Annotated in this window: 30 protein-coding genes; 18 read left to right on the top strand and 12 right to left on the bottom strand. The window is 48.2% G+C overall.

The window, feature by feature from the left end; all coding sequences use genetic code 11:
• The first annotated feature begins 239 nt into the window (after positions 1-239).
• The 7 genes from cheR to BUB06_RS12900 all read left to right on the top strand — a co-directional run bounded on the left by cheR (position 240) and on the right by BUB06_RS12900 (position 7,135).
• The gene (gene cheR / locus BUB06_RS12870; protein WP_014915918.1) at positions 240-1,112 is read left to right on the top strand and encodes a protein-glutamate O-methyltransferase CheR; all 873 of its coding nucleotides are present in this window, start codon (positions 240-242) and stop codon (positions 1,110-1,112) included.
• Positions 1,112-2,164, top strand: coding sequence for a protein-glutamate methylesterase/protein-glutamine glutaminase (locus BUB06_RS12875; protein ID WP_010279517.1), 1,053 nt, complete (start codon positions 1,112-1,114; stop codon positions 2,162-2,164). Before cheR ends, BUB06_RS12875 begins: the two co-directional genes overlap by 1 nt.
• Before the next feature lie 38 nt (positions 2,165-2,202).
• Positions 2,203-2,592 carry a chemotaxis response regulator CheY gene (cheY, locus tag BUB06_RS12880; protein WP_010301639.1) on the top strand — a complete coding sequence of 130 codons (390 nt, stop codon included), beginning with the start codon at positions 2,203-2,205 and terminating at the stop codon, positions 2,590-2,592.
• Between the two features lie 9 nt (positions 2,593-2,601).
• Positions 2,602-3,246 (top strand): protein phosphatase CheZ, encoded by a 645-nt coding sequence (cheZ, locus tag BUB06_RS12885; RefSeq protein WP_005970711.1) that lies wholly within the window; start codon positions 2,602-2,604, stop codon positions 3,244-3,246.
• A 244-nt stretch (positions 3,247-3,490) separates the two neighbouring features.
• Complete coding sequence (gene flhB / locus BUB06_RS12890; RefSeq protein WP_039471445.1) at positions 3,491-4,642, top strand: flagellar biosynthesis protein FlhB; 1,152 nt, start codon at positions 3,491-3,493, stop codon at positions 4,640-4,642.
• Positions 4,635-6,719, top strand: a complete 2,085-nt coding sequence (flhA, locus tag BUB06_RS12895) for a flagellar biosynthesis protein FlhA (RefSeq protein WP_039471447.1) — start codon at positions 4,635-4,637, stop codon at positions 6,717-6,719. Before flhB ends, flhA begins: the two co-directional genes overlap by 8 nt.
• Before the next feature lie 8 nt (positions 6,720-6,727).
• Positions 6,728-7,135 carry a flagellar protein FlhE gene (locus tag BUB06_RS12900; protein ID WP_407072697.1) on the top strand — a complete coding sequence of 136 codons (408 nt, stop codon included), beginning with the start codon at positions 6,728-6,730 and terminating at the stop codon, positions 7,133-7,135.
• Positions 7,136-7,190: 55 nt separating this feature from the next.
• Here the strand turns inward: BUB06_RS12900 and BUB06_RS12905 are convergent, their stop codons facing one another.
• The 3 genes from BUB06_RS12905 to flgA all read right to left on the bottom strand — a co-directional run bounded on the left by BUB06_RS12905 (position 7,191) and on the right by flgA (position 8,740).
• On the bottom strand, positions 7,191-7,628 hold the full coding sequence (locus BUB06_RS12905; RefSeq protein WP_039471450.1) for a flagella synthesis protein FlgN: 438 nt from the start codon (positions 7,626-7,628) through the stop codon (positions 7,191-7,193).
• 5 nt (positions 7,629-7,633) lie between these two features.
• Positions 7,634-7,930: a flagellar biosynthesis anti-sigma factor FlgM gene (flgM, locus tag BUB06_RS12910; RefSeq protein WP_010279542.1), complete on the bottom strand. Its 297-nt coding sequence runs from the start codon at positions 7,928-7,930 to the stop codon at positions 7,634-7,636.
• 141 nt (positions 7,931-8,071) lie between these two features.
• The gene (flgA, locus tag BUB06_RS12915; RefSeq protein WP_039471452.1) at positions 8,072-8,740 is read right to left on the bottom strand and encodes a flagellar basal body P-ring formation chaperone FlgA; all 669 of its coding nucleotides are present in this window, start codon (positions 8,738-8,740) and stop codon (positions 8,072-8,074) included.
• 165 nt (positions 8,741-8,905) lie between these two features.
• Between flgA and flgB the strand changes: the two genes are divergently transcribed.
• From flgB to flgL, 11 genes are all read left to right on the top strand, one after another.
• Positions 8,906-9,322 (top strand): flagellar basal body rod protein FlgB, encoded by a 417-nt coding sequence (gene flgB / locus BUB06_RS12920; RefSeq protein WP_010279550.1) that lies wholly within the window; start codon positions 8,906-8,908, stop codon positions 9,320-9,322.
• Positions 9,323-9,350: 28 nt separating this feature from the next.
• On the top strand, positions 9,351-9,755 hold the full coding sequence (flgC, locus tag BUB06_RS12925; protein WP_010279553.1) for a flagellar basal body rod protein FlgC: 405 nt from the start codon (positions 9,351-9,353) through the stop codon (positions 9,753-9,755).
• A 15-nt stretch (positions 9,756-9,770) separates the two neighbouring features.
• Positions 9,771-10,445 (top strand): flagellar hook assembly protein FlgD, encoded by a 675-nt coding sequence (gene flgD, locus BUB06_RS12930; RefSeq protein ID WP_039471454.1) that lies wholly within the window; start codon positions 9,771-9,773, stop codon positions 10,443-10,445.
• 74 nt (positions 10,446-10,519) lie between these two features.
• Positions 10,520-11,722: a flagellar hook protein FlgE gene (flgE, locus tag BUB06_RS12935; protein ID WP_039471456.1), complete on the top strand. Its 1,203-nt coding sequence runs from the start codon at positions 10,520-10,522 to the stop codon at positions 11,720-11,722.
• 21 nt (positions 11,723-11,743) lie between these two features.
• Complete coding sequence (locus tag BUB06_RS12940) at positions 11,744-12,499, top strand: flagellar basal body rod protein FlgF (protein ID WP_039471458.1); 756 nt, start codon at positions 11,744-11,746, stop codon at positions 12,497-12,499.
• 27 nt (positions 12,500-12,526) lie between these two features.
• The gene (gene flgG, locus BUB06_RS12945) at positions 12,527-13,309 is read left to right on the top strand and encodes a flagellar basal-body rod protein FlgG (RefSeq protein ID WP_010301659.1); all 783 of its coding nucleotides are present in this window, start codon (positions 12,527-12,529) and stop codon (positions 13,307-13,309) included.
• A gap of 180 nt (positions 13,310-13,489) precedes the next feature.
• The gene (locus BUB06_RS12950; protein WP_010301661.1) at positions 13,490-14,203 is read left to right on the top strand and encodes a flagellar basal body L-ring protein FlgH; all 714 of its coding nucleotides are present in this window, start codon (positions 13,490-13,492) and stop codon (positions 14,201-14,203) included.
• Positions 14,204-14,219: 16 nt separating this feature from the next.
• A complete protein-coding gene (locus tag BUB06_RS12955; RefSeq protein WP_039471459.1) occupies positions 14,220-15,329 on the top strand; it encodes a flagellar basal body P-ring protein FlgI in 1,110 nt (369 codons plus the stop codon).
• Entirely contained in the window at positions 15,329-16,291 is a 963-nt protein-coding gene (gene flgJ, locus BUB06_RS12960; RefSeq protein ID WP_039471461.1) for a flagellar assembly peptidoglycan hydrolase FlgJ, read from the top strand. Before BUB06_RS12955 ends, flgJ begins: the two co-directional genes overlap by 1 nt.
• Before the next feature lie 126 nt (positions 16,292-16,417).
• Entirely contained in the window at positions 16,418-18,112 is a 1,695-nt protein-coding gene (flgK, locus tag BUB06_RS12965; RefSeq protein ID WP_039471463.1) for a flagellar hook-associated protein FlgK, read from the top strand.
• A gap of 31 nt (positions 18,113-18,143) precedes the next feature.
• On the top strand, positions 18,144-19,097 hold the full coding sequence (gene flgL / locus BUB06_RS12970; RefSeq protein ID WP_039471464.1) for a flagellar hook-associated protein FlgL: 954 nt from the start codon (positions 18,144-18,146) through the stop codon (positions 19,095-19,097).
• Between the two features lie 370 nt (positions 19,098-19,467).
• Here flgL and fliR read toward each other — a convergent pair whose 3' ends face one another.
• The 9 genes from fliR to fliJ form a co-directional block, all read right to left on the bottom strand.
• On the bottom strand, positions 19,468-20,253 hold the full coding sequence (gene fliR, locus BUB06_RS12975) for a flagellar biosynthetic protein FliR (protein WP_010301679.1): 786 nt from the start codon (positions 20,251-20,253) through the stop codon (positions 19,468-19,470).
• Positions 20,254-20,255: 2 nt separating this feature from the next.
• Positions 20,256-20,525, bottom strand: coding sequence for a flagellar biosynthesis protein FliQ (gene fliQ / locus BUB06_RS12980; RefSeq protein WP_010279609.1), 270 nt, complete (start codon positions 20,523-20,525; stop codon positions 20,256-20,258).
• Positions 20,526-20,545: 20 nt separating this feature from the next.
• Entirely contained in the window at positions 20,546-21,241 is a 696-nt protein-coding gene (fliP, locus tag BUB06_RS12985) for a flagellar type III secretion system pore protein FliP (protein ID WP_172644770.1), read from the bottom strand.
• A gap of 77 nt (positions 21,242-21,318) precedes the next feature.
• Positions 21,319-21,741, bottom strand: a complete 423-nt coding sequence (gene fliO, locus BUB06_RS12990) for a flagellar biosynthetic protein FliO (RefSeq protein WP_014915900.1) — start codon at positions 21,739-21,741, stop codon at positions 21,319-21,321.
• Positions 21,741-22,154, bottom strand: coding sequence for a flagellar motor switch protein FliN (fliN, locus tag BUB06_RS12995; protein ID WP_010279616.1), 414 nt, complete (start codon positions 22,152-22,154; stop codon positions 21,741-21,743). The genes fliO and fliN overlap by 1 nt, the downstream gene beginning before the upstream one ends.
• Complete coding sequence (gene fliM / locus BUB06_RS13000) at positions 22,147-23,160, bottom strand: flagellar motor switch protein FliM (protein WP_014915899.1); 1,014 nt, start codon at positions 23,158-23,160, stop codon at positions 22,147-22,149. The genes fliN and fliM overlap by 8 nt, the downstream gene beginning before the upstream one ends.
• 5 nt (positions 23,161-23,165) lie before the next feature.
• Positions 23,166-23,645, bottom strand: a complete 480-nt coding sequence (fliL, locus tag BUB06_RS13005) for a flagellar basal body-associated protein FliL (RefSeq protein WP_010279620.1) — start codon at positions 23,643-23,645, stop codon at positions 23,166-23,168.
• A 155-nt stretch (positions 23,646-23,800) separates the two neighbouring features.
• Positions 23,801-25,096: a flagellar hook-length control protein FliK gene (locus tag BUB06_RS13010; RefSeq protein ID WP_039471468.1), complete on the bottom strand. Its 1,296-nt coding sequence runs from the start codon at positions 25,094-25,096 to the stop codon at positions 23,801-23,803.
• Positions 25,093-25,539 carry a flagellar export protein FliJ gene (gene fliJ / locus BUB06_RS13015; RefSeq protein ID WP_010279625.1) on the bottom strand — a complete coding sequence of 149 codons (447 nt, stop codon included), beginning with the start codon at positions 25,537-25,539 and terminating at the stop codon, positions 25,093-25,095. The genes BUB06_RS13010 and fliJ overlap by 4 nt, the downstream gene beginning before the upstream one ends.
• Positions 25,540-25,545 lie beyond the last annotated feature (6 nt).

Below are 25,545 nucleotides of genomic sequence, written 5' to 3' on the forward strand. Positions count from 1 at the left end.
CAGGTAGCACAGCTGTGATGAGAGGGACAACGCCACCCGACAGCATGTGGCTTTGGTAGAACGAACACGCTGACCGGTTCAATTTGCAGAACTTGCGGGGTGTATTACCAATACAGTGTCAGTTTTAATCGTAATGCGATGAGTAATTGACGAATGACAATAAAAACCTGCGTTAGCTGTAAAGGAAAGTTCAGATTGAAAAAAAACCATAGCAAAAAACACTATTCGAGCGGTTTGATATGAAAAGTACACCGTCACAAAATCGCCCTGAATCTGCCTCTATTCTAACGCAGATGGTTGACAGATTGCCGTTGTCGGACACTCATTTCCGGCGAATCAGTCAACTAATATACCAGCGTGCTGGCATTGTTCTGGCCGATCACAAACGTGAAATGGTTTATAACCGTTTGGTTAGACGTCTCCGTTTGCTTGGAATTAACGATTTCGGTCAGTACTTAGCACTATTAGAGTCAGATCCTAACAGTGCAGAATGGCAAGCTTTTGTTAATGCATTAACCACTAACCTAACGGCGTTTTTCCGTGAAGCTCATCATTTTCCCATATTGGCTGAGCATGCCAGGAAACGTCCAAATGGCTACACCATCTGGAGTACGGCCGCCTCTACAGGGGAAGAACCTTATTCGCTGGCGATGACACTTGCAGAGGTCTTAGGTAATAAAGCGAGCGGGTGTCAGGTATGGGCCAGCGATATTGATACTCAGGTATTAGAAAAGGCAACGGCTGGCATCTATCGTCAGGAAGAGTTGCGCTCTCTTTCTCCACAGCAACTACAGCGGTTTTTTTTACGCGGTACCGGGCCACACAGTGGTTTGGTTCGTGTTCGCCCTGAGCTTGCGTCAATGGTGCATTTCCAACAACTAAATCTGCTCGCACCTGATTGGTCCGTTCCCGCGCCATTTGATGCTATTTTTTGTCGTAATGTAATGATTTATTTCGATAAAGAAACTCAAGAGCGTATTCTCCGTCGATTCGTCCCGATGCTTAAACCGGGAGGATTGTTATTTGCCGGGCATTCAGAGAATTTCAGTCAGATCAGTCGCGAGTTCTATTTGCGTGGGCAAACTGTATATGGGCTGGCTAAGGAAAGATAATGAGCAAGATAAGAGTATTATGTGTTGATGATTCTGCCCTAATGCGTCAGATCATGACTGAAATAATTAATAGCCATTCTGATATGGAAGTTGTCGCAACCGCGCCAGATCCATTAGTTGCTCGTGATTTGATTAAAAAATTCAATCCCCAGGTATTAACACTGGATGTTGAAATGCCTCGTATGGATGGGTTGGACTTTCTTGAGAAGCTTATGCGTTTGCGCCCGATGCCTGTTGTCATGGTGTCGTCCCTGACGGGAAAAGGCTCAGAAATTACGCTGCGCGCGCTGGAGCTTGGTGCGATCGATTTTGTCACCAAGCCTCAGTTAGGTATCCGTGAAGGGATGCTGGCATACAGCGAACTGATTGCGGAAAAAATTCGTATGGCCGCGAAGGCGCGCCTGCCGCAACGTAGCACTGGAGCAGAGCCGACAAAAATTATTCAGCATACGCCACTGCTAAGTAGTGAGAAATTGATCGCGATTGGTGCGTCAACGGGGGGAACGGAAGCGATACGGCATGTATTACAGCCCTTGCCGCCGACAAGCCCCGCATTACTGATCACACAGCATATGCCACCTGGCTTTACGAAGTCTTTCGCTGAGCGTTTGAACAAGCTATGTCAGATTACGGTGAAAGAAGCTGAAGATGGGGAACGTGTTCTTCCTGGTCATGCATACATTGCTCCAGGCGCACGCCATCTGGAACTGGCACGTAGTGGGGCAAACTATCAAGTACGTTTAAATGATGGACCTCCCGTCAATCGGCATCGTCCATCAGTCGATGTGTTATTCCGTTCGGTTGCGCAATACGCCGGGCGAAATGCCGTAGGGGTAATCCTTACTGGGATGGGGAATGATGGGGCTGCTGGCATGTTGGAACTCCATCAGGCTGGTGCTTACACTCTGGCCCAAAATGAAGCAAGTTGTGTGGTTTTCGGGATGCCACGTGAAGCGATTGCGATGGGTGGCGTCGATGAAGTGGTGGATTTGCACCAGGTGAGCCAGCGTATGTTGGCACAAATCTCTGCCGGACAGGCATTACGTATATAAGCAGCTCTCGGTGAGCAATAAATATTTTAGGAGTAGATATGGCCGATAAAGAACTCAGATTTCTGGTAGTGGATGATTTTTCGACGATGCGCCGAATTGTCCGTAACCTGCTGAAGGAACTGGGCTTTAATAACGTAGAAGAGGCAGAAGACGGCGCAGATGCACTGAACAAGCTTCGCTCCGGTGCTTTTGATTTCGTCATTTCTGACTGGAATATGCCCAACATGGATGGACTGGAGCTATTACAGACTATTCGTGCTGACGGCGCGCTTTCAAGCCTTCCTGTGCTGATGGTAACGGCAGAAGCGAAGAAAGAGAACATTATCGCTGCAGCACAAGCGGGTGCTAGTGGCTATGTAGTTAAACCATTTACTGCAGCTACCCTTGAAGAAAAACTGAGTAAGATTTTCGAAAAACTGGGTATGTAAGGGGATCTTATGACGCCACATATGCCGTCCGTGAACGACACAGCTTCAGCAACCGAGATCATTTCGCGCATCGGCCAATTGACTCGTATGCTGCGCGACAGTTTGAAAGAGCTGGGTCTGGATAATGCGATAGCAGAAGCCGCAGAGGCTATTCCTGATGCCCGCGATCGTCTTGACTATGTTGTCCAGATGACTGCGCAAGCGGCAGAGCGTGCTCTGAACTGCGTAGAAGCTGCGCAACCACGTCAGAACCAATTAGAAGCGGATGCCAAATCTCTGAAAGTTCGTTGGGATGAATGGTTTGAAAATCCTATTGAGCTGGCTGATGCGCGCGAATTAGTGACGGATACGCGTAGCTATCTTGAAGATGTACCACAGCATACCTCGTTTACCAATGCTCAACTGTTGGAAATTATGATGGCGCAGGATTTCCAGGATCTTACCGGTCAGGTAATCAAGCGTATGATGGATGTTGTTCAGGAGATTGAAAAACAGCTGCTGATGGTGTTGCTGGAAAATATTCCAGAAAAACCAGATGCGCCTAAGCGTGCAAATGATGGTCTGCTTAATGGACCTCAGTTGGATAAAGGTGCAGCAGGTATTGTTGCCAATCAGGATCAGGTTGATGACCTTCTGGATAGCCTTGGGTTCTAATGAATCTTCCTTCAAGAAAGGAAGTCACTTCCTTTCTTGAAAAAGATGACGAACACATCGCTCTGTTATTTATGGCCAGTGTTTATGGCCATAAATAGCTAAATTCGTTTTTCCCTTCCCCTTAATTCTTACTATGCGTTAAAGAAGCGTTGGTTTTTCTCGTTGTTCCAGCCATAAAACTTTCTCGTATTTGTCATGCTAGGCAGCAAATTCCTATCCCGAAAGTCGTAACAGGAACGCCATAGTGGCTGAAGATAGCGATCTAGAAAAAACAGAAGCCCCCACTCCCCAAAAAGAGGAGAAGGCGCGTGAAGAAGGGCAGATACCGCGATCGCGAGAGCTGACTTCTGTTCTGATGATGGTCGCAGGCCTAGCTATTTTGTGGATGGGAGGCGAAGCCATGGCTGGCCGATTGGCCAGAATTGTCTCACAGTCGTTAAATTTTGATTACGCAACGATTGGTGATGACACTCAAATGCTACGGCATGTTGGCTCATTACTGCGTCAGGCAGTATCGGCGTTGATACCCATTATGCTAGGGGCTGTGTTGGTTGCGCTGTCTGCGCCTTTGCTGCTTGGTGGGATATTATTTAGTACCAAATCATTAAAGGTTGATTTCAAAAAGTTAGATCCTATTTCTGGGCTGAAACGGTTGTTTTCCGCACAATCACTGGCTGAGCTCTTCAAGGCAATATTGAAATCAGTCATGGTCGGGATCATTAGTACCTTCTTCTTGATTCATAACTGGCCGAAGATATTGCATCTGGTATCTGAAGCGCCGATTGCGGCGATGGGGGATGCGCTGGAACTGGCCGTTATGTGTGGTTTCCTTATCATCATGGGGCTCATTCCCATGGTTGCTTTTGATGTGTTTTGGCAAGTTTGGAGCCACATCAAAAAGTTACGAATGAGCAAGCAGGAAATTCGTGATGAGCATAAACAGAACGAAGGCGACCCGCATGTTAAAGGCCGCATTCGTCAGCAGCAGAGAGCAATTGCTCAGCGTAGAATGATGGCTGATGTGCCTAAGGCTGATGTGATAGTCACTAACCCGACGCATTATGCGGTAGCATTACGTTATGATGAGAAAAAAATGAATGCGCCGAGAGTGCTGGCTAAAGGGGCTGGTGAGATCGCGTTGCGTATTCGTGAGTTAGGGGCCGAACATCGCGTTCCTATTTTAGAAGCTCCTCCGTTGGCGCGAGCGCTATTTCGCCATTCAGAGGTCGGGCAGCATATTCCGGCTGCGCTGTATGCCGCCGTTGCAGAAGTCTTAGCCTGGGTTTATCAACTGAAACGCTGGAAGCGGGAAGGTGGATTAATTCCTAGAAAACCGAAACATCTACCAGTGCCGGATGCACTGGATTTTGCTAAAGAGAATACTACTGATGGCTAATTTGGCCTCTTTGCTTCGTTTACCGAGTAATATGAAAGGTACCCAATGGCAAATATTAGCCGGACCAATATTGATCCTGCTGATACTTTCCATGATGGTATTGCCGCTGCCGCCATTCATTCTGGATCTGTTATTTACCTTTAACATTGCACTGTCCATCATGGTATTGCTGGTTGCGATGTTTACGCAGCGGACGCTGGAGTTTGCTGCGTTCCCTACGATTCTGCTGTTTTCTACTTTATTGCGTCTTTCGCTCAACGTCGCTTCTACCCGTATCATTTTGCTGGAAGGGCATACAGGGACTGCCGCCGCAGGTAAAGTTGTTGAAGCATTTGGTCACTTCCTGGTCGGCGGAAATTTTGCCATTGGTATCGTGGTCTTTATCATCCTTGTCTTAATCAACTTCATGGTTATCACCAAAGGTGCCGGGCGTATCGCTGAAGTGGGTGCTCGCTTTGTGTTGGATGGTATGCCAGGCAAACAGATGGCGATCGATGCCGATCTTAATGCTGGAATCATCGGTGAAGAAGAGGCGAAAAAGCGCCGAGCTGAAGTCACTCAAGAGTCAGATTTTTACGGTTCAATGGACGGTGCCAGTAAATTTGTGCGCGGTGACGCTGTTGCCGGACTGATTATCATGGTCATCAACATTATTGGTGGATTAATTGTCGGTGTTGTTCAGCACAACATGCCGGTAGGGCAGGCAGCAGAAAGCTATACGCTGCTTACCATCGGTGATGGTTTGGTTGCCCAGATTCCTGCTCTGATTATTTCTACCGCTGCAGGTGTCATTGTTACTCGCGTGAGTACCGATCAGGACGTTGGCCAGCAGATGGTCACCCAGTTATTCAATAACCCACGAGTGATGGTGCTGAGTGCGGCGGTTATTGGACTTATTGGTCTGGTTCCTGGAATGCCCAACTTTGTCTTTCTGTTATTTACAGCATCTTTGTTAGGGCTTGCCTGGTGGATGCGTGGAGAACAGCAGAAAGAACCCGTGATGCAACCTATACCAGCATCAATGGAGAAGCATCAGGTTATTGAAGCCAGCTGGTCTGACGTACAGCTTGAAGATCCGCTGGGTATGGAAGTTGGCTATCGATTAATCCCAATGGTTGATGCGCAGCAAGATGGCGAGCTGCTGGGCAGGATTCGTAGTATCAGGAAGAAGTTTGCCCAGGAAATGGGATACTTACCGCCAGTGGTTCATATCCGGGATAATTTGGAACTTCAGCCTGCCAGCTATCGCATATTGATGAAAGGTGTTGAGGTGGGTAGCGGTGAAGCTCATCCAGGTCGTTGGATGGCGATCAACCCGGGCAATGCGGTTGGCTCTTTGTCTGGAGATATCACGCAGGATCCGGCGTTTGGGCTCCCGGCGGTCTGGATTGATAATGCCCTCAAAGATCAAGCTCAAGCTCAAGGGTTCACGGTCGTAGAGGCAAGTACCGTAGTAGCAACGCACCTGAACCACTTAATTGCATTGCATGCCAGTGAACTGTTTGGACGGCAGGAAGCTCAGCAACTGATGGATCGCGTTGCGCAGGAAATGCCAAAACTGACAGAAGATTTCATTCCGGGCGTAGTGACGTTAACGACCTTGCATAAGGTCTTGCAGAATTTGCTTAGCGAGAGGGTGTCGATTAGGGATATGCGTACCATCATGGAGACATTGGCTGAACATGCGCCGGTGCAGCCAGATCCTTATGAACTCACTACGGTGGTTAGGGTTGCTTTGGGACGTGCGATTACTCAGCAGTGGTTCCCAGGAGACAGTGAACTTCAGGTTATTGGTTTGGAAGGTTCGTTGGAACGCCTCCTGCTACAGGCGCTTCAAGGAGGCGGTGGCCTCGAACCGGGGCTTGCCGATCGCTTGCTTGAACAGGCGAAGCAAGCGCTACAGCGGCAGGAAATGTTGGGTGCTCCGCCTGTTCTGCTTGTGAACCATGCTTTGCGCGCTTTGCTTGCCCGATTCCTGCATCGTAGTCTGCCAAACATGGCCGTATTGTCTAATTTAGAAATCAGCGATCATCGCCAGATTCGTATGACATCAGTGATAGGGGAAGCTCAGAAGTGAGGAAGATGATGCATTCTCTGACTGCAGTCGTGCTGGCATTCCCGCTCTGTGCCATCGCGACGCCAGGTAGTTGGAACGGCAGCATGCCGGGAATAAAACTTGATCATCGTGGTGAAATGGTTACGACGTCAGCTTTTGTTCCTAATATAGCCATTAATCCAGATGAAACGATTACGACAATATATTGGCGGCACGTAATTGATTCAGCGATACCAGTAGGGCTTGTTGTGAAATTGTGTTCACAATCGCCGCAGCGCTGTATTGACTTAGGCGGAAGTGGTGACGGGCAAACTCAAGCATTTGACGGATTAGCAGCTAATAATGAGTTTCGTTTTGTCTACTACATTGAAGGAAATGGTCGTATTAATCACACCTTCAGCGTGCGTACGATCGATATTGCGGTAAACTATAAGTAGTTTTCTAAGTGGCTGTTTAGATAATCAAAAGTCTCTGCCTAAAGCGCAGAGACTTTTAGAATGCAATTTTCCTACCGCCAACTGTGACGCCTTTCGACTGACCATCTGGACCATACAGTCCCTGACCATGGCGGGGCTTTAATATATTGATGGCTTCATTCGTGTAGGCAATATGCCGGCTAAGCAGAAGGCCATTGTGCTGATTCTGATCATTTAAACGTCTGGTTAACTCTTGCACTTGCTGCCAGTAAGCCGACAGCTTTTCAATACCGTCATAAGGCGCTTGCAACTTAAGAGCCGACTCAGTTTTATGACGCTGCGTTTCCAAATGCTGCATTGTCGCCAGCAAAGACGTTTTATTCTCTGTTACCTGTTGTAGTGCGATGCTATTAATATGGCCAGCGCAAAGCAATGTTTGCTCTTCGGACATAACAACATCGAGCTCACGTAGGTTGCTCAGCAGTTGATCCAAAATCGATTGCAGATTTTCCATAAATATTAATTACCTGCTAAAAAATCCTGCGTCTCTTTAAGCAACGCATCCGCGATTTTTCCGGCATCAATTTTAAGTGAGCCATCACGAATTGCCTGCTTTAAGGTTTCAACGCGGTTCATGTCGATGTCCTGCGTGCCCGGTTGCATCAATTTTGCTTGCGCGTCACTCAGTTTTACCTGTGTTGCGCTAACTTCAGACTGAGCCTCAGCTTGTTTACGTTTAGCTTTAGCGACATCGCCAGATTCGCGTTGCTGAACTTGACTGACCGGCTTCAGTGACTGGGTGCGATCAATACTCATAATACATCCCTCTGATTTGAGGATAAATGGTTAATCATCAATGTGTTACAGAATGCTAATCACATTGGTGTTCAATTTTAAAACGTCATCAGTAATGACTCTGTAACTATCATCGGCAAACATGAGCAAATCTTTAATTAATTACTGTGAGATCAGAATAATCCCATCTTCGTTTGTGATTCCGCTGACTATTTGTCCATTTGCCATTCTGACTCTGACTGCTTGTCCGGCTGCCGCATTGTTCATGGCTTTCCCTTCGCCATTAACTGTGAAGCCTTCCCCTTGGGCGATAATCTGCACTGACTGACCGGCCTTTACGACCCAGGCACGTCTGATCATCGACGCGGTAATAACCTGTCCAGGTGTGAGATCGCGCAAAAGGACTGCGCCCTGTGCGCCTGGTAACGTCAGTATAGGGCGCAACGGTAATAAATCGAGCCTGCCTTTTGTCAAACGAATGTCTTTTTCCGTCAGCGTGGTGCCTCGATTTATAAGCCGTGCGCTGGTGACATAATTCCCCGTTACCTGAACTTCGGTTTGAATGAAGCGACGTTGTTGCCCGCAACGTACGGACAGGCTCACATTACCCCACATTTTCGTATTTCCAGGCAGCGTGATTTGGGGCGCTTCGCACTGCGGCCATTGTGATTCTGGTGATTTTATCACAACGTTTACGGTATTCGTGCTTCCCTGAAAGCGTGAGGCAAAAAATTGATTGATCTGTGCAGGAAGGTCGTTCGCATTGACAGGAGCACAAAGGGTGAAAAAACAGGACGCCGCCAGATAGAGGTAATAATGTATTGTTTTCATTCCTGTTCGGCTCTCCTGATCCTGATTATATCGGGCATTAAGTGTAACGATGTCAGCGTGAGGTTAAGGCAATAAATAGCGCTGCATTTGGTGTCTATTCGTTCGATGGCATAGCCATCATGAGAATTATCCTACTCACTCCAAATTCTAACTTGCGGAGGGAGCATGCTTGATAAATTAGACGCCTCGTTGCGGTTTCAGCAGGAAGCGCTGAACTTGCGTGCCCAGCGGCAGGAAATCCTGGCCGCGAATATTGCCAATGCGGATACGCCAGGCTATCAGGCCAGAGATATCGACTTTGCCAGCCAGCTCAGTAAAACGATGGAGCAAGGGCGGGTGAACGGTACGGGTATCGCGCTGAAAACCACATCTGTACGGCATATACCGGCACAGAACTTTCAGCCGCCGGAACTTGATTTGCTCTATCGCGTACCCGATCAGCCTGCGTTGGATGGCAATACGGTCGATATGGACCGCGAACGCACTAATTTTGCCGACAATAGCCTGAAATATCAATCCAGCCTGACCGTCTTGGGCGGACAGATTAAAGGCATGATGTCGGTCCTGCAGTCAGGTTCATGATCGTAGCGCGATGGGAAGGTAAAGATTCATGTCGTTATTAAACATATTCGAAATTTCAGGCTCAGCGCTTTCTGCGCAATCCCAGCGTCTGAACGTGAGTGCAAGTAACCTGGCTAACGCAGACAGCGTGACCGGCCCTGATGGCGAACCTTATCGCGCCAAGCAGGTTGTATTCGAAGTGAATGCCGCTCCGGGGCAGTCTACGGGTGGCGTACGCGTTTCCAATGTTATTGAGGATCCATCGCCTGCTCGTCTGGTTTACGAACCGGGCAACCCGCTAGCTGATGGGCAGGGATACGTTCGCATGCCGAATGTTGACCCAGTGGCCGAGATGGTAAACACCATTTCTGCATCGCGCAGTTATCAGGCAAACGTCGAAGTGTTGAATACAACAAAATCGATGATGCTGAAGACGTTAACGATCGGGCAATAATCGGGAGACGAATAAATGTCTGTAACAATTAATGATACTTCCTCTGCGAATAGCGTCCAGAGTACTTCGTCGACAACGGCGATAGAGAAGAACAGCAGCGCTGACCTACAGAATCAGTTTCTGACACTTCTGGTTGCGCAGTTGAAGAATCAGGATCCAACGAATCCGATGAGCAACGATCAGTTGGTAAGCCAACTTGCTCAGCTTAATACGGTCAGTGGTATTGAAAAGTTGAATACCACATTGGGTTCTATCTCTGGTCAGATCAATAACAACCAATCCATGCAGGCAACAACGCTGATTGGCCACAGTGTCATGATCCCTGGAAAAGACATTCTTGTTGGTAAAGAAACCAGCACCCCGTTTGGCGTGGAACTGGAAAAAGCCGCAGAGGTTGTTACCGTCACCGTTAATGATGCGACAGGTAAAGCTGTTCGTACGATCGATCTGGGGACGCTTTCTGCCGGCGTTCACTCATTCAACTGGGATAGTAAACTTTCTGATGGCACGGTTGCGCCTGATGGAGCTTATACCTTCACTGTCGCCGCCAGTACGGGCGGTGCGCAGCAGGTTGTTCAACCATTGAGTTATGCGGTTGTAAATAGTGTTATTCGCGCTGATGGCGGTGCATTACTGGATTTGGGACTACGCGGCAGAGCCACCATGGACGATGTCCGGCAGATTCTGTAACGGTGTAAATTTCATGTTATTCCAGTGAAATTCACTATCTGGAATATGACTTAATCAATTCTCTGGAGAGCGACATGGGTTTTTCTCAGGCGGTCAGTGGTTTAAACGCGGCATCTAATAACCTGGATGTTATCGGTAATAACATCGCTAACTCAGCGACAGTGGGTTTTAAATCCGGGACCGTCACATTTGCGGATATGTTTGCGGGTTCTAAAGTTGGTATGGGTGTGAAGGTCGCATCGGTATTGCAGGACTTTGGCAACGGTACGGTAACTTCATCCTCACGAGATCTGGATATTGCGATTAGCGGCGGTGGTTTTTACCGTCTGCAAGATACCAATGGCTCGACTTATTACAGCCGTAATGGTCAGTTCATGCTGAACGGCCGTAATATCGTCAATGCGCAAGGTATGCAACTGACAGGTTACCCGGTTGCTGGTACACCGCCAACGGTGCAAACGGGTGCCGATCCAGTACCGTTGACGGTTCCTGATGGCGATATGTTGGCGAGCCAAACGACGATTGCCTCAATTCAGGCCAACCTGAAATCCTCAGATGCCGTTCCAACGAGCGCCTGGGCCACAACGCCTGGTGCAGAAGGCACCTATAACAGCAAGACTGCACTAACAACCTATGACAGTCAGGGTAACGTGCATAACTTCACGCTGTATTTTGTTAAAACCGCGAATAATACGTGGCAGACATATGCTAAGGATGATTCCGTCAGCCCAGCTGTTTATCAAAATGCAGGAGCATTGAACTTTGCTTCTAATGGTGCGTTAACGGGGCATACGCCTTTTAACATCAACCTCACTGGGACCAATGGTGCAGCGAATGGGACGTTTACGCTTAATTTGACTGGCAGCGTGCAGCAAAATACCGAATATAGCTATAAGAGCCCAACTCAGAACGGTTTCGCCCCGGGCTCGCTGACTGGTTTTGCTATCAATGACGATGGTACGATCGAAGGCAGCTACAGCAACGGTAAGAAGCAGGCGCTGGGTCAGATCCTGCTGGCTAGCTTTGCTAACCCAGAAGGTTTATCACCTGAGGGGGATAACGCCTGGTCTGAAACGGCGAGCTCTGGTCAGGCTGTTGTTGGTCTGGCAGGTACCGGAAGTCTGGGTAAACTGATCGGTAAATCTACCGAAAGTTCAAACGTTGACCTGAGTAAAGAGTTGGTCAACATGATTGTTGCGCAGCGTAACTACCAGTCAAACGCGCAAACTATCAAAACGCAGGATTCCATTCTGCAAACGCTGGTTAGCCTGCGTTAATTATCCTAACGGGGACATTGCATGGATCACGCGATTTATACGGCAATGGGTGGCGCGAGCCAGTCATTGGAAAAGCAGGCGATTACTGCGAACAACTTGGCTAACGCCTCAACGCCGGGTTTCCGGGCACAGCTTTCTGCACTGCGTGCTGTACCGGTAAATGGGTTGACACTGCCCACCCGAACGCTGGTTGTCGCTTCAACGCCTGGCGCTGATATGACTGAAGGCGTGATGAATTATACTGGCCGTGCAATGGATGTCGCTTTACCGAAAGAAAGTTGGCTGGCAGTGCAAACGGCTAACGGCGGTGAAGCGTACACCCGTAATGGTAATATGGAGATCAACGCTGATGGGCAGTTGACTATCCAGGGGCGTGTTGTGATGGGCGACGGTGGACCGATTGATATTCCTCCGCAGGCCCAGATCAGTATTTCTCCTGATGGTACGATTTCTGCGCTTAATGCGGGGGATCCGCCGAATACGATTGCCCAATTGGGGCGTTTGAAGCTTGTAAAAGCTACCGGACAAGAAGTTGAGCGGTCCGATGACGGATTATTCCGCTTGACGCAACAAGCTCAGCAACAACGTGGTAATGTTCTGCAAAACGATCCTACCGTGCGTATTATGCCGGGTGTAATCGAAGGCAGTAATGTGAACACGGTCGATACGATGGTCGATATGATTGCCAATGCTCGTCGCTTTGAAATGCAGATGAAAATCATTAGTAGCGTCGACGATAATGCACAACGCGCTAATCAGATATTAGCAATGGGTTAAGCGCCGAGTGCGCACAGGAGTGAATAAATGATCCGTTCTTTGTGGATTGCAAAAACCGGCTTGAATGCTCAGCAAACCAACATGGACGTTATTTCCAATAACTTGGCAAACGTCAGCACCAATGGTTTCAAGCGTCAGCGTGCGGTATTTGAAGACTTGATGTATCAAACAGTTCGTCAGCCTGGAGCTCAATCTTCAGAGCAAACCATGCTACCGTCCGGCTTGCAGCTAGGTACGGGTGTCCGTCCGGTATCAACAGAGCGTATTCATACCCAAGGGACCTTTTCCGAAACGGGCAACTCTAAAGACGTTGCTATTAAAGGTCAGGGATTCTTTCAGGTCCAATTACCTGATGGGACAACCGCTTATACGCGTGACGGTGCCTTCCAGCTTGATGGTAATGGTCAATTAGTGACGTCCAGTGGTTATCAGGTTCAGCCTGCTATTACTGTTCCGGCGAATGCGACAGAACTGAATATCGGCCGTGACGGTATTGTGAGCGTTAAAGTGCAGGGGCAGGCAGCAACAAACCAGATTGGCCAACTGACACTGACGACCTTTATTAATGATAGCGGCCTTGAGAGCATGGGTGAGAACCTGTACCTGGAAACGGCGAGTTCAGGTGCGCCGAATGAAACGAACCCAGGTTTGAATGGCGCGGGCCTGCTGTATCAGAAATATGTCGAAACCTCCAACGTCAATGTGGCAGAGGAATTGGTATCGATGATTCAGACTCAGCGTGCTTACGAAATCAACAGTAAAGCAATTTCTTCTTCTGACCAAATGTTGCAGAAATTGACCCAACTGTAATGGGTAACCCGCTAATTTCAGGAGCGAGAGCGGGTGCTCTGGTTGCCTGATAGTAGCAATGTAGACAGTGTTTAACGGGGTAATGATGACCATAGGCACCCGATGAGTGGGCCAGTATGGTTTTGATTTACCCCGTGAATATGTGAAATAGATTAATTTAAGGCGATATCCGCAGTGATAATGAATGCAAAGTCGGTTATCAAACCACTCCGCCGACACCGTCTGTTGGCATTGATCGCGATGTTAGCACTTAACGGTTGCGCCTATATTCCGCATGATAAAGTTGTCACTGGGCCTACGACTGCTCAGCCTGGATCGCCCGTATTAGCGGGCCCTAATGGCTCTATTTTCCAAACCGTACAGCCGATGAATTATGGTTACCAGCCGATGTTTGAGGATCGTCGTCCACGTAATATTGGCGATACCTTGACGATCGTGTTGCAGGAAAATGTTAGCGCCAGTAAAAGTTCATCAGCCAATGCTGCTCGTAATGGTGCGTCAACGTTCGGTGTAACGACGGTACCACGTTATCTTGAAGGGCCGTTGGGTAATAATCGTGCGTCGCTGAATGCGACAGGAACGAATGACTTCACGGGGCAGGGTGGTGCGAATGCGAACAACACCTTCAGTGGTACGATTACGGTCACCGTGGGTCAAGTGCTGGCTAATGGCAACCTGCAGGTCGTTGGCGAAAAACAAATTGCAATTAATCAGGGAACAGAGTTTATCCGTTTCTCTGGGGTAGTAAATCCGAGAACCATTAGTGGTAACAACTCGGTGCCATCAACCCAGGTTGCGGATGCGCGCATTGAATATGTCGGTAATGGCTATATTAACGAAGCGCAAAACATGGGCTGGTTACAGCGGTTCTTCCTCAATGTTTCTCCGTTCTAAGCTTAAGAGGCCTGCCATGCGGATTGCATCATTTTTCACTGTACTGCTGACGTTACTGACGCTGAATATTTCCCCTGCGTCGGCAGAGAGAATTCGCGATCTGGTGAATATCCAGGGCGTACGCGGTAATGCGTTAATTGGTTATGGTTTAGTGGTTGGTCTCGATGGTTCTGGTGACCAGACCATGCAGACGCCATTTACGACGCAAAGCTTAACTAACATGCTTTCACAGTTGGGTATTACCGTTCCTGCTGGAACCAACATGCAGTTGAAGAATGTGGCGGCGGTGATGGTAACGGCGGAACTTCCGCCTTTTGGCAGAACAGGCCAAAATATTGATGTCGTTGTGTCATCACTCGGTAACGCGAAGAGCTTGCGCGGCGGGACACTGTTAATGACCCCATTAAAAGGGGTGGACAATCAGGTCTACGCTTTGGCGCAGGGGAACGTTTTGGTTGGTGGCGCGGGTGCCTCCGCTGGCGGAAGTAGTGTTCAGGTTAACCAGCTTGCCGGCGGACGCATCAGTAACGGTGCAATTATTGAGCGAGAGTTACCGAGTACGTTTGGCACGTCAAACACGATAATGCTACAACTGAAGAATGACGACTTCTCGATGGCGCAGAAAGTCAGCGATGCAATCAATCGCTCTGGATACGGTGGTACAGCGACTCCGCTGGATTCTCGTACCATTCAGGTACTTGCTCCGCATGGCAATAGTTCTCAGGTTCGCTTTTTGGCTGATGTCCAGAATATTGAAGTCAACGTCGGTATTCAGGACGCCAAGGTGATTATTAATTCTCGTACCGGATCTGTTGTGATGAACCGCGATGTCACGCTGGATAGCTGTGCTATCGCCCAGGGCAACCTCTCTGTGACGATCAATCAGCAGGCCAACGTCAGCCAACCTAATACCCCATTTGGCGGTGGCCAGACGGTTGTCACGCCGCAAACAGAGATTTCGGTTCAGCAAGCGGGTGGTGCTTTACAGCGTGTCAATTCCAGCGCCAACCTCAACAACGTCGTGCGTGCACTGAATTCTTTGGGCGCGACGCCGATGGAGCTGATGTCTATTCTGCAGGCGATGCAAAGTGCTGGCTGCTTGCGTGCCAAACTGGAAATTATCTGATGAGTGATATGCAGACGCTGAATAACGCGGCCTATGATGCGCAGTCCCTGAATACGTTGAAGCGTGAAGTTTCAGGTAATCCTCAAAGCAAAGAGGGCATTAGGGCGGTTGCGCAACAAATGGAAGGCGTGTTTGTACAATTGATGATGAAAAGCATGCGTTCAGCGATTCCGCAGGACGGGCTCTTCAACAGCGATCAGACGCGTCTGTATACCTCAATGTATGACCAGCAAATTGCTCAAGAGATCTCAACTAAGGGCAAGGGGCTTGGGCTCGCGGATGTTATGGTTGAGCAATTAACCCGACAATCCCCTGATGCCACGGCGGCTAAAGCCGCTGTTCCATCTGTTCCATTAACATTTGATGGTGACGTGCTCAAAAGCATGCCAACCGCGGCCGTGGAACAGATGGTACGTAAAGCGCTACCCAAATTGCCCACTACGGGGTCAGCGTTGCCGCTATCCAATAGTAATTTTGTGTCTCAGATTTCTTTACCTGCTCAGATTGCCAGCCAGCATAGCGGCATACCTCATCACCTTATCATCGCTCAGGCTGCGCTTGAATCTGGCTGGGGACAGCGCGAAATCCCTACCGAAGATGGGCGCCCAAGTCATAATCTGTTCGGTATCAAAGCAGGAAGTAGCTGGAATGGGCCGACAACAGAGATAACTACGACAGAATATGAGCAAGGTGTGGCCAAAAAGGTAAAAGCCAGCTTCAGAGTGTACGATTCCTATATTGAGGCTATCGGTGACTATGTGAAGTTGTTGACCAATAACCCACGCTATTCTGCCGTGATGAGTGCCGGAACGGCTGAGCAAGCGGCTCATGCGTTACAAAAGGCGGGTTATGCAACGGATCCACAATATGCCCAAAAACTGGTTAGCATGATCCAGCAAATGAAGAATTCAGGTGAGAAAGTAGCGAAAGCCTACACTCACGATTTGAGTCGGCTATTTTGATTTTTTTATTCAAGATTTGCGCTTCCTGACCGATATAGTAATTAACTTATGTAGCGTATTTGCTGCTTTCAGCATTTGGTTAATCGCGCAGGGCGAAAAAAGCCTGTGTAAAAGGAACAACACCCTATGTCCAATTTAATTAACACCGCGATGAGTGGCTTAAAAGGTGCACAGGTTGCGCTGAGTACCGTCAGTAACAACATTAGTAATCAGGCTGTTACTGGCTATAGTCGGCAAAATGCGATTCTTGAGCAAGCAACTAGCAGCAGCACATCCGCTGGATATATTGGTAACGGTGTCAATGTTGTTAGCATTAATCGTCAGTACAATGAGTTCATCACCAACCAGCTGCGTTCTGCGCAAACGACAAGCAGCTCAGTTACCGCTTATTACGAGCAGATTTCCAAGATTGATAATCTGCTGGCGAGTAGTACGACTAGCCTGTCATCAACCATACAGGGCTTCTTTTCTAACCTGCAAAACCTCACCAGTAACGCGGGCGATTCGTCGACTCGTCAAACTGTATTGGGCAAAGCTGAAGGGCTGGTAAACCAATTCAAAGTCACGGATAAATACCTGCGTGACATGGACAGCGGGCTGAATACACAGATTCAAAGTACTGTTGGCCAAATTAATACGTATACCGACCAGATCGCATCGTTAAACAACGAGATCACGAAACTAATGGGCGCAAATAGCGGCACAATGCCTAACGATTTGCTTGATCAGCGCGATCTTCTGGTCGATCAGCTCAATAAATTAGTGGGTGTTGATGTTACCGTTCAGGATGGGATTGTTTATAACGTTGCATTGAAGAACGGCACTAACTTGGTTCAGGCGGGTACCAGCAATCAATTAGTTGCAATTAGTTCCAGCAGCGACCCGTCTCGTCTCACCATCGGATATAAAGACCGGACAAACGATGTTGTCACGTTGAATGAGAGTACATTAACCGGTGGTTCATTAGGTGGTTTGATCGCTTTCCGTACAGAGACGTTGGATGAAGCACGTAATCAGCTAGGGCAGTTAGCATTAGCATTTGCTGATGCATTTAATGCCCAGCACCAAAAAGGTTTTGACCATGATGGGGTCAAAGGCGGTGATTTCTTTTCCTTTGGTAAGGCTGTAGTTCTGAATGATAGCAAGAACGGGGGTAACGCCGTGTTGACTCCTTCTTACACCGATACCAAAGACGTACAAGCGACCAATTATTCGATTAAATATGACGGCGCTAGCTGGCAAGTTACCCGTTTATCTGACAACTCAAAATTTACGGCAACGGTGGATACCTCTGATAACAGCCTGAATTTTGATGGTATCAAGATGACTATCTCGGGAACGCCGGCAACGAACGACAGTTTCTTGCTCAAACCAGTTAATGATGTCATTACCGATATGTCAGTGGCTATTTCCGATCCTAATAAAATTGCTGCGGCATCCGTTAAGCTCGATGATGCGGGCAACCCAGTTGTGGATGGAAGCGGCAATCCCGTGTTTGGTGGTGTAGGTGATAATACCAACGCGAAGGCATTACTTGCGCTGCAAAATGAGAAGATTGTAGGCGGAAAGGCAAGTGCTTCTGGCGCATACGCGAGCTTAGTGGGCATGATCGGTAACCAGACCAGTACGCTGAAGATAAATAACACGTCGCAGCAAAACGTTGTTAAGCAACTGACGGCAGAGCAGCAATCTGTAGCTGGTGTGAATCTAGATGAAGAGTACGGCGATCTGATGCGTTACCAGCAATACTACATGGCAAATGCTCAGGTCATCAAAACAGCACAATCCATATTCGACGCGTTATTAGCCGCACGCAGCTAGTTTGACCATTTGATAAAGAGGAATTAATACCATGCGCTTAAGTACTAGCATGATATATCAGCAAAATATGCAAGGCATTTTGAATGGTCAGACTGCGTGGCAAAAAACGGGTGAGCAACTGTCAACCGGTAAACGTGTCGTAAACCCATCAGATGATCCGATCGCTGCGGCGGGTGCCATTATGCTTGGCCAGGCTCAGTCGGAGAATGGTCAGTACACGTTGGCTCGTACTTTTGCCAAGCAAAGTATGTCTCTTGAAGAGTCTATTCTGGACAAAAGCACTACCACAATTAGCAGCGCATTGACCGAAGTAATCAAAGGCGGTGGTGTTCTGAGTGATGACGATCGTAAGTCGGTCGCGACCTCCCTGCGTGGTATGAAAGCTGAATTGCTGAATATGGCTAACAGCACCGACGGTAACGGTAATTATATTTTTGCTGGTTATAACACCGACAAAATTCCTTTTGTTGATGGGGCCACAGGCGTTGAGTATTTGGGCGGTAATCAGGCGATCTCACAACGCGTAGATGCATCCCGAAATATGACGGTCAGCCATGTTGGTTCTGCGGTGTTCAATGGGACAACCGGTGATGCTCAAGCAGAACCGGATGGTAGTATCCAGTCAGATTTGTTTGAGACTTTGGATATTGCAATTAAAGCGCTTGAAACCCCTATTGCCGATGCTGACGATGCAACAAAAGCCGGTGTGGCAGCAGCGTTAGAGACGGCAAACCGCGGTTTAAAAAATTCATTTAATAATATTTCAGCCGTTCGCGCAGAGTTGGGTATTCAGCTCAATGAGATTGATAATCTCGATGCTATTGGCAAAGATCGTGATGTAGCGAATAAGACTGCGTTGGGACAACTGCAGGATACTGACTGGTATGACGCAATTTCGTCTTATATCATGCAACAGTCTTCTCTGCAGGCCTCTTATACGGCTTTCCAGAATATGCAAGGAATGTCGTTATTCCAAATGAGATAGTAGTAATAGATGATATTTTTCTATTCTACTTTACGGTTTGAATACGCTTAAACCGGGCGTATTTTTTAGGCGTGTCACTCCCTTCATTATATTGAATGGATGACATGCCATTTTTTATTCCCCTATCATCCTCAATTTTCTCCGGCATTCCCTTTTATATAACACCTACTTTTTTAGTGCATAGATTGTTTCAGGCAATGTCTGGTGCAATCCCTACGCGCGATTTAGCAAAACAACAGCATCGTATAACCATATTCCATAGGATGAGCTGCGATACCAAACCGTAAGAATCTTAAATGGGGAATAAATATGTGCGTCTGGTATCCGTATTGGCCTCACTTCGACCACTACGGATTTATATAGTGAACTGCTAAGAACTTGATAGCTGAGTGAGAATATCAGCGAGTAAATCGAATACTTCGCTGAATAAATGCTCTGCGAAGGGGGGAACCAGTGGGAGTAATAAACCTAGCGTCATGATTCCCACCGTAAGGGTAATCGGAAAGCCAACGACAAATACCGAGAGTTGGGGAGCGACGCGGTTAAGCATACCTAATGCCAGATTGATGGTCAGCAATAGGGTTATGATTGGCAGCGCCAGCATCAATCCGTTAATAAAAATTAGCCCGCCGGCACGAGCAAGCGCGAGAAAAGCATGGCTGTTGATAGGGTTGGTGCTGATTGGCAGAGTATAGAAACTATCCGCTAATAGCGAAATCATCCAGAGGTGCCCATCAAAGGTTAAGAACAATAAAATCGCGAGAATATTCAGGAAACGGGCGACTACCTGCATATTCGGGCCGCCAGTGGGATCAAAGAAGGTCGCAAAAGCGAGCCCCATTTGTAAGCCAATGAGTTCGCCAGCATGGCGAATAGCGGCAAATGCTAACTGCATTGACAGACCGAGCGTAACGCCGATAAGTATTTGCTGTATTAACAGCCATACACCTGCGACGGAAAAAATAGGCGTGGTGTTTAACGGTAAATAAGGCGCAACGAGTAGGGTAATCAGTGCGCCCAGACCGATCTTGACCCGATTGCCAATCGCTCTTTCGTTAAAGACAGGTGCGGTACTGATCAGCGCAAGAATTCTGACAAAGGGCCAAAAAAACTGGCTAACCCAATTCACCATGTCCCAACTGTTAAACGTCAGCATGCTTACCCAATAATGTTAGGTAACTGGCCGAATAGCGTACGCATATAGTCCAGCATGAGGTTTAACATCCAGGGGCCAGCGATCACTAAGGTGAAGAAGACCGTTAGGATTTTAGGGATAAACGACAGCGTCATTTCGTTTATCTGAGTTGCAGCCTGTAAAAGACTAATAAGTAACCCGCTGAGTAGTGCTGCCATCAACGGAGGCGCCGCCAATGCCAATGCTACCTTCATTGCCTCATAGCCAAGCGCCATCACCGATTCTGGTGTCATAGTCGCATTCCTCTATTCGTCTAACTATAAAAACTCTGGGCTAATGAACCGAGTAGCAACTGCCAGCCATCGACTAATACGAAAAGCATGAGTTTAAAAGGCAATGAAATGGTTGCCGGAGGAACCATCATCATCCCTAGTGCCATCAATACGCTGGCAACAACGAGGTCAATGATGAGGAAAGGGATAAATACGGTGAAACCAATTTGGAAAGCAGTTTTTAGCTCACTTGTCACAAATGCGGGGAGAAGTACACGCATGGGTACCGCTTCAGGCCCTTGGATCTCTGGAATTTCTGCCAGCCGGGTAAATAACGCCAGATCGGTTTCCCGGGTCTGCCGCAGCATGAACTCACGCACGGGTTCCGCGCCACGTTCTATGGCGACTTCCATGCTGATTTGATCCTGACTGAAGGGAAGGTAGGCTTCGTCATAAACGCGGTTTAATACTGGCGACATGACAAAAAATGTCAGGAAAAGCGTCAATCCGAGCAATACCTGGTTCGGTGGTGCGGTTGGTGTACCCAGCGCGTTACGTAACAAACTTAGTACAATGATGATTCGGGTGAAGCTGGTCATCATTAACAATGCAGCAGGAAGAAACGTTAATGACGTGAGTAAAACCAGCGTCTGTACGGATAGCGTCCAGCTCTGTCCACCGTTAGGTAGCGGTTGCGTCACAATACCGGGAAGCTGTGCCCACACCGATGGTGCCATGAACAATAAACCGATGGCTAAACCGTAGCGCAGTGTGCGAAGCAGGGCGGTGATACGAAAATAATTAGGCAAGGCACTCATTCCGATTTTTCCGGACGCTTTAAAACTTTCTTTAACAGTTGATTGAAATCTACCGGCTTGGTGTCACCAGTTGAGGAACTGTCGTTGGTTGGTTGTGCCGGAAGTGTATGCAGCGGCGTGATTTGCTGAGCCGTAACACCTAACACCAGCCAGGTATTATCAACTTCTACAATAACGACACGTTCACGCTGCCCGACAGGGCAACTGGATACCACTTTTAGCAACTTGTTTTGCTTGGCTTGTGGTGCAAAACCGAGTTTGCGAGCTAGCCAGGCAATCAGCAGAATAAATAATAAAATACCAGCTAGCACGCTACCAACCTGTGTCAGTAACATGCTGCCGGTAAGGGGGGGCTCAGTAACAAGTGTTGACTGCTGACTTGCTACTGGGGCCGGAGATGATATCGAGGCTATTGCCATTAACGACTCAGGCGGCGCATACGTTCGGATGGCGTGATGATATCTGTAATACGAACACCGTACTTGTCAGATACAACAACAACCTCACCCTGGGCGATCAGATAGCCGTTGATCAGGATATCCAACGGTTCACCTGCTAAGCCATCAAGTGCAACAACGGAGCCCTGAGTTAGGCGCAGCAACTCTTTTATCGTCATTTTGGTCCGGCCAAGCTCAACGGTGAGTTTGACAGGAATATCCAATATCAGGTCGATATCCTGCAGAGCACCCAGCGGATCATGACCGTCTAGCGACTTAAAAATGCCTTCCGTTGTCGCGGCCGGTTTTTCTGCAGCCTGCTGCTCGTTAAATGCATCAGCCCACAGATCGTCCACTGATTCCTTGTCGTCGGACGGTTTCTTGGTGTCACTCATGGGGCTGTTCCTCGTTATCCAGAGAATTCAATATAGGGTTAATCAAATGTTCAACACGTAGAGCATATTGCCCGTTCAATGTGCCATATTGGCTGGTCAGCACGGGCACGCCGTCAACATGAGCAACGATTTTGTCAGGTTTGTCGATCGGTAAGACATCGCCGGGTTGTAGCTTCAGAATCTTGGAGAGTCGCAGCGGAATATCAACAAAGCTGGCAACTAATTCCAATTCGGAATGCTGTACCTGCTTGGCTAAGGTGTCCCGCCAGCTCTGATCTTCCTGACGTGAGTTTTCCAATGGCGGATTCGCGAGCAGTTCACGCAGCGGCTCGATCATTGAAAAAGGAATACAGATGTTAAATTCGCCAGTCAGCGAACCGATCTCAACATGAAACGGTGTCGTCACGACGATATCATTAGGTGACGTCGTGATGTTGGTAAACTTGACCTGCATTTCTGAACGCACATATTCGATGTCAAGTTTGTAAATCGCATTCCAGGCTTCACCATAAGCCTCCAGAGCAAGGCGCAACATACGCTTAACGACACGCTGCTCTGTATGGGTAAATTCACGCCCTTCAACTTTCGTCGGGAAGCGCCCATCACCGCCGAATAGGTTATCTACGGCGATAAATACCAGGCTTGGTGAAAATACAAATAATGCGGTACCACGTAGTGGTTTTAAGTGAATCAGATTCAGGTTTGTCGGTACGGGGAGGTTCCTGGCAAACTCATGATAAGGCTGGATCTTGATCGCACCTACAGTGATATCAGGACTACGGCGTAACAGGTTAAACAATCCCATACGGAATTGACGCGCAAAGCGCTCATTAATGATTTCTAATGCCTGTAAACGCTCGCGGATAACACGTCGTTGAGTATTCGGATCATAGGGCTTGACGCCCCCATCCACTTTTGACGACGCATTCGCATCAGCGTCGCTATCGCCGCTGTCGCCATTTAATAATGCATCAATTTCTGCTTGTGAAAGAATGCTATCGCCCATAATGGTTACCGCAGTATAAAGGCCGTGAACAGAACATCAGTAACGACCTGGTTAGGTTGACCAGGAACTAATGGCGGGCTTAGCACTTGCTTAATTTGCTCTATCAGCTTCTGTTTACCTTGCTCATTAGCAAGCGCAATCGCATCCTGACGAGAAAGCAGTAATAACAGTCTGCTGCGAACTTCTGGCAGATAATTAGTAAACCGTGTACGCGTGGCTTCATCTGGTAAACGCAGCGTGAATCCAACATACAGCACGCGGTCAGGGTCATTATCTGCATTGACGAGATTAACGGTAAAGGTATCCAGTGGCATGAAAACAGGCTCTGGCGGTGGCGGTGCTTCCTGCTCAGCCGTTGCTGCGTTTTTCTGATTTAATAGCCACCAGGCGGCGCCCGCAGCACCAGTTGCAGCGAGAGCAACGATAATCAGTAGTATTAGCCAAATAGACCGTTTACGTCCTGGTCGAACTTGCATATCAGACATAGCCAAAGATAGTTCCCGTTACTTATCGATATTTACTGCCGGATGAAACCAGCAATAAATAAATGCGTAATGTCGATGATTATCCTGCCTATTGCAATGTTCAATACAGAGAATAGGCAGGGAAAATCGTGCTAACTTATTCGTTTACTTCACTTTCAGGCAAAGATATCAACGCCGTTGACGGATGATGCCATTGATCTTAACTGTTCTGGTACGTCTAATAATTCACTTGTGCTTTCTGATGAATGGCCAAATTGTTGTTGGTAAGACGGGCCACGGTTATTGCCATCGTTGTTATTACCCGCCATTTGCTGCTGCCAGGCAGAGGAATCACTGCCTACGCTGCTCTGACCAAGGTTAATTCCACTCTCTGCCATCGCATTACGCAGGTGAGGTAGCGCAGCTTCCAGCGCTGAGCGAACCTGGCTGTTTGCTGAAGCCAGATGAATTTGAGCCTGGTTATCATCGATTTTTAGACTGATGTGCAGGGCTCCCAATTCCTGTGGGTTCAAACGTAACTCTGCGGTCTGCTGACCATTACGGCTGAACATAATGATTTGCTGGCCCAATGCGTCTTGCCATTGCGGTGAACCAAATGGTGCGTTCAGTTGAGCACTCGCTGCCTGAGGGGCTGGCGTGGTCGTTCCCACCGATGCTGGCTGAATATGCATAGCCTGTGCAACAGGTGGCGTTGTTTGAGACGCGCCGTTGCCTAATGTGGAGACTGATTCAGACACATTGCGATCGCCCGCAAGGGAATTTGGCGTCGTTAGCGAAAATTTTGCAGCCTCATCAGCAGACTCGGTTGTTGTTGATGAGGTTTGCTTGGCTACATGATGCAGGTCGCGTGATATACCTGCATCTTTATCTGGCGTCACTGAAGCGTCAAGCAATTTTGCCAGTGTGCCTTTAGCACTTTCACCCGTACTGTTTAGTACTGATGCGGATGCGTCATTCTGGCGTTTAGCGTCAATGAGTCCCGGAATCGTTAACCCTGCATTTACGGCATTCGCTGCAATATTATCAGCGGCAGGTTGTGTAGGAAGCGGCGTTGTCTGCAACATGGCAAGCAGTGCCTGCATGGCGATAGGGTCACCTGTCGTGCTGTCACTCTCTTTTTTGTCCAGATTCTTAAATTTCGCCTGCCCTACAATTTCTGGATTTTGCTTACCCGCTGTAATCGTTGCTCCCGTGAGAGAACTGAAGGAAGAAAGCAGGGCATTTAAATCGTCACGGCTCAGCGAAGCATTATCTTTCCCTAACGCGCTTAGCAGGGCTTCTTCGTCTACTTTATCGAGCGTTTTTTTACCCGACGTATCGGCTACTTGTGATATGCGTTTGCTCAACAGATCAACAAAATCTTTTGGCAGCTCACCCTGTGTCAGTAACGAAGCGGAAGAACCGCTTGTATCACTGGCAGTGGTAGCTATAGGTAACGCGGACAGATTCATGATTCTGCTTTCCTCTGTGAGGCCCGTTGGGCAAATTCATCCATTTGTTTTTGTTCTATTTTGTTCTCTTTGGCAAGCTGTCTTGTCAGTTCGCGATCCTGCAATTTCTCAAATGCGTTCAGGCGCTGCTGTTTTTCTTGCCAGGTCTTCATTGCTAAATCTAAACGTGATGTCCACTGCGAAAGCTGTTGTCTGTGTTGCTCAATTGCACTGTCCAACGTTCGGATGAACTGCTGATAATTTTGCCAGCTATTATTCGCCATACCAGAGGACATCGTCGAGTTCAATTTTTGACGATAGTCATCCTGATAGTTTAACAGCATATTGAGCTGCTGCTCGGCCTGTTGATGTGCCTGACGCACTTGTCCCAACTGGCCAGCAGCTTTCTCAACGTCCTTCTGCGCCAGTTCGCGTAGTGTAACCAGCGGTGACTGGGTTTTCATCTGCTC

It is taken from the genome of Pectobacterium carotovorum (genome assembly GCF_900129615.1).
GTDB classification, from domain to species: domain Bacteria; phylum Pseudomonadota; class Gammaproteobacteria; order Enterobacterales; family Enterobacteriaceae; genus Pectobacterium; species Pectobacterium carotovorum.

Coding starts and splice junctions, on each gene's coding strand:
- fliL (WP_010279620.1), bottom strand. CDS start 23,645: ATGTCTGATATGCAAGTTCGACCAGGACGTAAACGGTCTATTTGGCTA.
- fliJ (WP_010279625.1), bottom strand. CDS start 25,539: ATGAAAACCCAGTCACCGCTGGTTACACTACGCGAACTGGCGCAGAAG.
- flgE (WP_039471456.1), top strand. CDS start 10,520: ATGGGTTTTTCTCAGGCGGTCAGTGGTTTAAACGCGGCATCTAATAAC.
- BUB06_RS12940 (WP_039471458.1), top strand. CDS start 11,744: ATGGATCACGCGATTTATACGGCAATGGGTGGCGCGAGCCAGTCATTG.
- cheZ (WP_005970711.1), top strand. CDS start 2,602: ATGACGCCACATATGCCGTCCGTGAACGACACAGCTTCAGCAACCGAG.
- flgC (WP_010279553.1), top strand. CDS start 9,351: ATGTCGTTATTAAACATATTCGAAATTTCAGGCTCAGCGCTTTCTGCG.
- BUB06_RS12875 (WP_010279517.1), top strand. CDS start 1,112: ATGAGCAAGATAAGAGTATTATGTGTTGATGATTCTGCCCTAATGCGT.
- fliN (WP_010279616.1), bottom strand. CDS start 22,154: ATGAGTGACACCAAGAAACCGTCCGACGACAAGGAATCAGTGGACGAT.
- flhA (WP_039471447.1), top strand. CDS start 4,635: ATGGCTAATTTGGCCTCTTTGCTTCGTTTACCGAGTAATATGAAAGGT.
- BUB06_RS12905 (WP_039471450.1), bottom strand. CDS start 7,628: ATGGAAAATCTGCAATCGATTTTGGATCAACTGCTGAGCAACCTACGT.
- fliP (WP_172644770.1), bottom strand. CDS start 21,241: ATGGCACCATCGGTGTGGGCACAGCTTCCCGGTATTGTGACGCAACCG.
- fliM (WP_014915899.1), bottom strand. CDS start 23,160: ATGGGCGATAGCATTCTTTCACAAGCAGAAATTGATGCATTATTAAAT.
- flgM (WP_010279542.1), bottom strand. CDS start 7,930: ATGAGTATTGATCGCACCCAGTCACTGAAGCCGGTCAGTCAAGTTCAG.
- fliR (WP_010301679.1), bottom strand. CDS start 20,253: ATGCTGACGTTTAACAGTTGGGACATGGTGAATTGGGTTAGCCAGTTT.
- BUB06_RS13010 (WP_039471468.1), bottom strand. CDS start 25,096: ATGAATCTGTCCGCGTTACCTATAGCTACCACTGCCAGTGATACAAGC.
- BUB06_RS12955 (WP_039471459.1), top strand. CDS start 14,220: ATGCGGATTGCATCATTTTTCACTGTACTGCTGACGTTACTGACGCTG.
- BUB06_RS12900 (WP_407072697.1), top strand. CDS start 6,728: ATGCATTCTCTGACTGCAGTCGTGCTGGCATTCCCGCTCTGTGCCATC.
- fliO (WP_014915900.1), bottom strand. CDS start 21,741: ATGGCAATAGCCTCGATATCATCTCCGGCCCCAGTAGCAAGTCAGCAG.
- fliQ (WP_010279609.1), bottom strand. CDS start 20,525: ATGACACCAGAATCGGTGATGGCGCTTGGCTATGAGGCAATGAAGGTA.
- flgK (WP_039471463.1), top strand. CDS start 16,418: ATGTCCAATTTAATTAACACCGCGATGAGTGGCTTAAAAGGTGCACAG.
- flgD (WP_039471454.1), top strand. CDS start 9,771: ATGTCTGTAACAATTAATGATACTTCCTCTGCGAATAGCGTCCAGAGT.
- BUB06_RS12950 (WP_010301661.1), top strand. CDS start 13,490: ATGAATGCAAAGTCGGTTATCAAACCACTCCGCCGACACCGTCTGTTG.
- flgB (WP_010279550.1), top strand. CDS start 8,906: ATGCTTGATAAATTAGACGCCTCGTTGCGGTTTCAGCAGGAAGCGCTG.
- flgL (WP_039471464.1), top strand. CDS start 18,144: ATGCGCTTAAGTACTAGCATGATATATCAGCAAAATATGCAAGGCATT.
- flgJ (WP_039471461.1), top strand. CDS start 15,329: ATGAGTGATATGCAGACGCTGAATAACGCGGCCTATGATGCGCAGTCC.
- flgA (WP_039471452.1), bottom strand. CDS start 8,740: ATGAAAACAATACATTATTACCTCTATCTGGCGGCGTCCTGTTTTTTC.
- cheY (WP_010301639.1), top strand. CDS start 2,203: ATGGCCGATAAAGAACTCAGATTTCTGGTAGTGGATGATTTTTCGACG.
- cheR (WP_014915918.1), top strand. CDS start 240: ATGAAAAGTACACCGTCACAAAATCGCCCTGAATCTGCCTCTATTCTA.
- flgG (WP_010301659.1), top strand. CDS start 12,527: ATGATCCGTTCTTTGTGGATTGCAAAAACCGGCTTGAATGCTCAGCAA.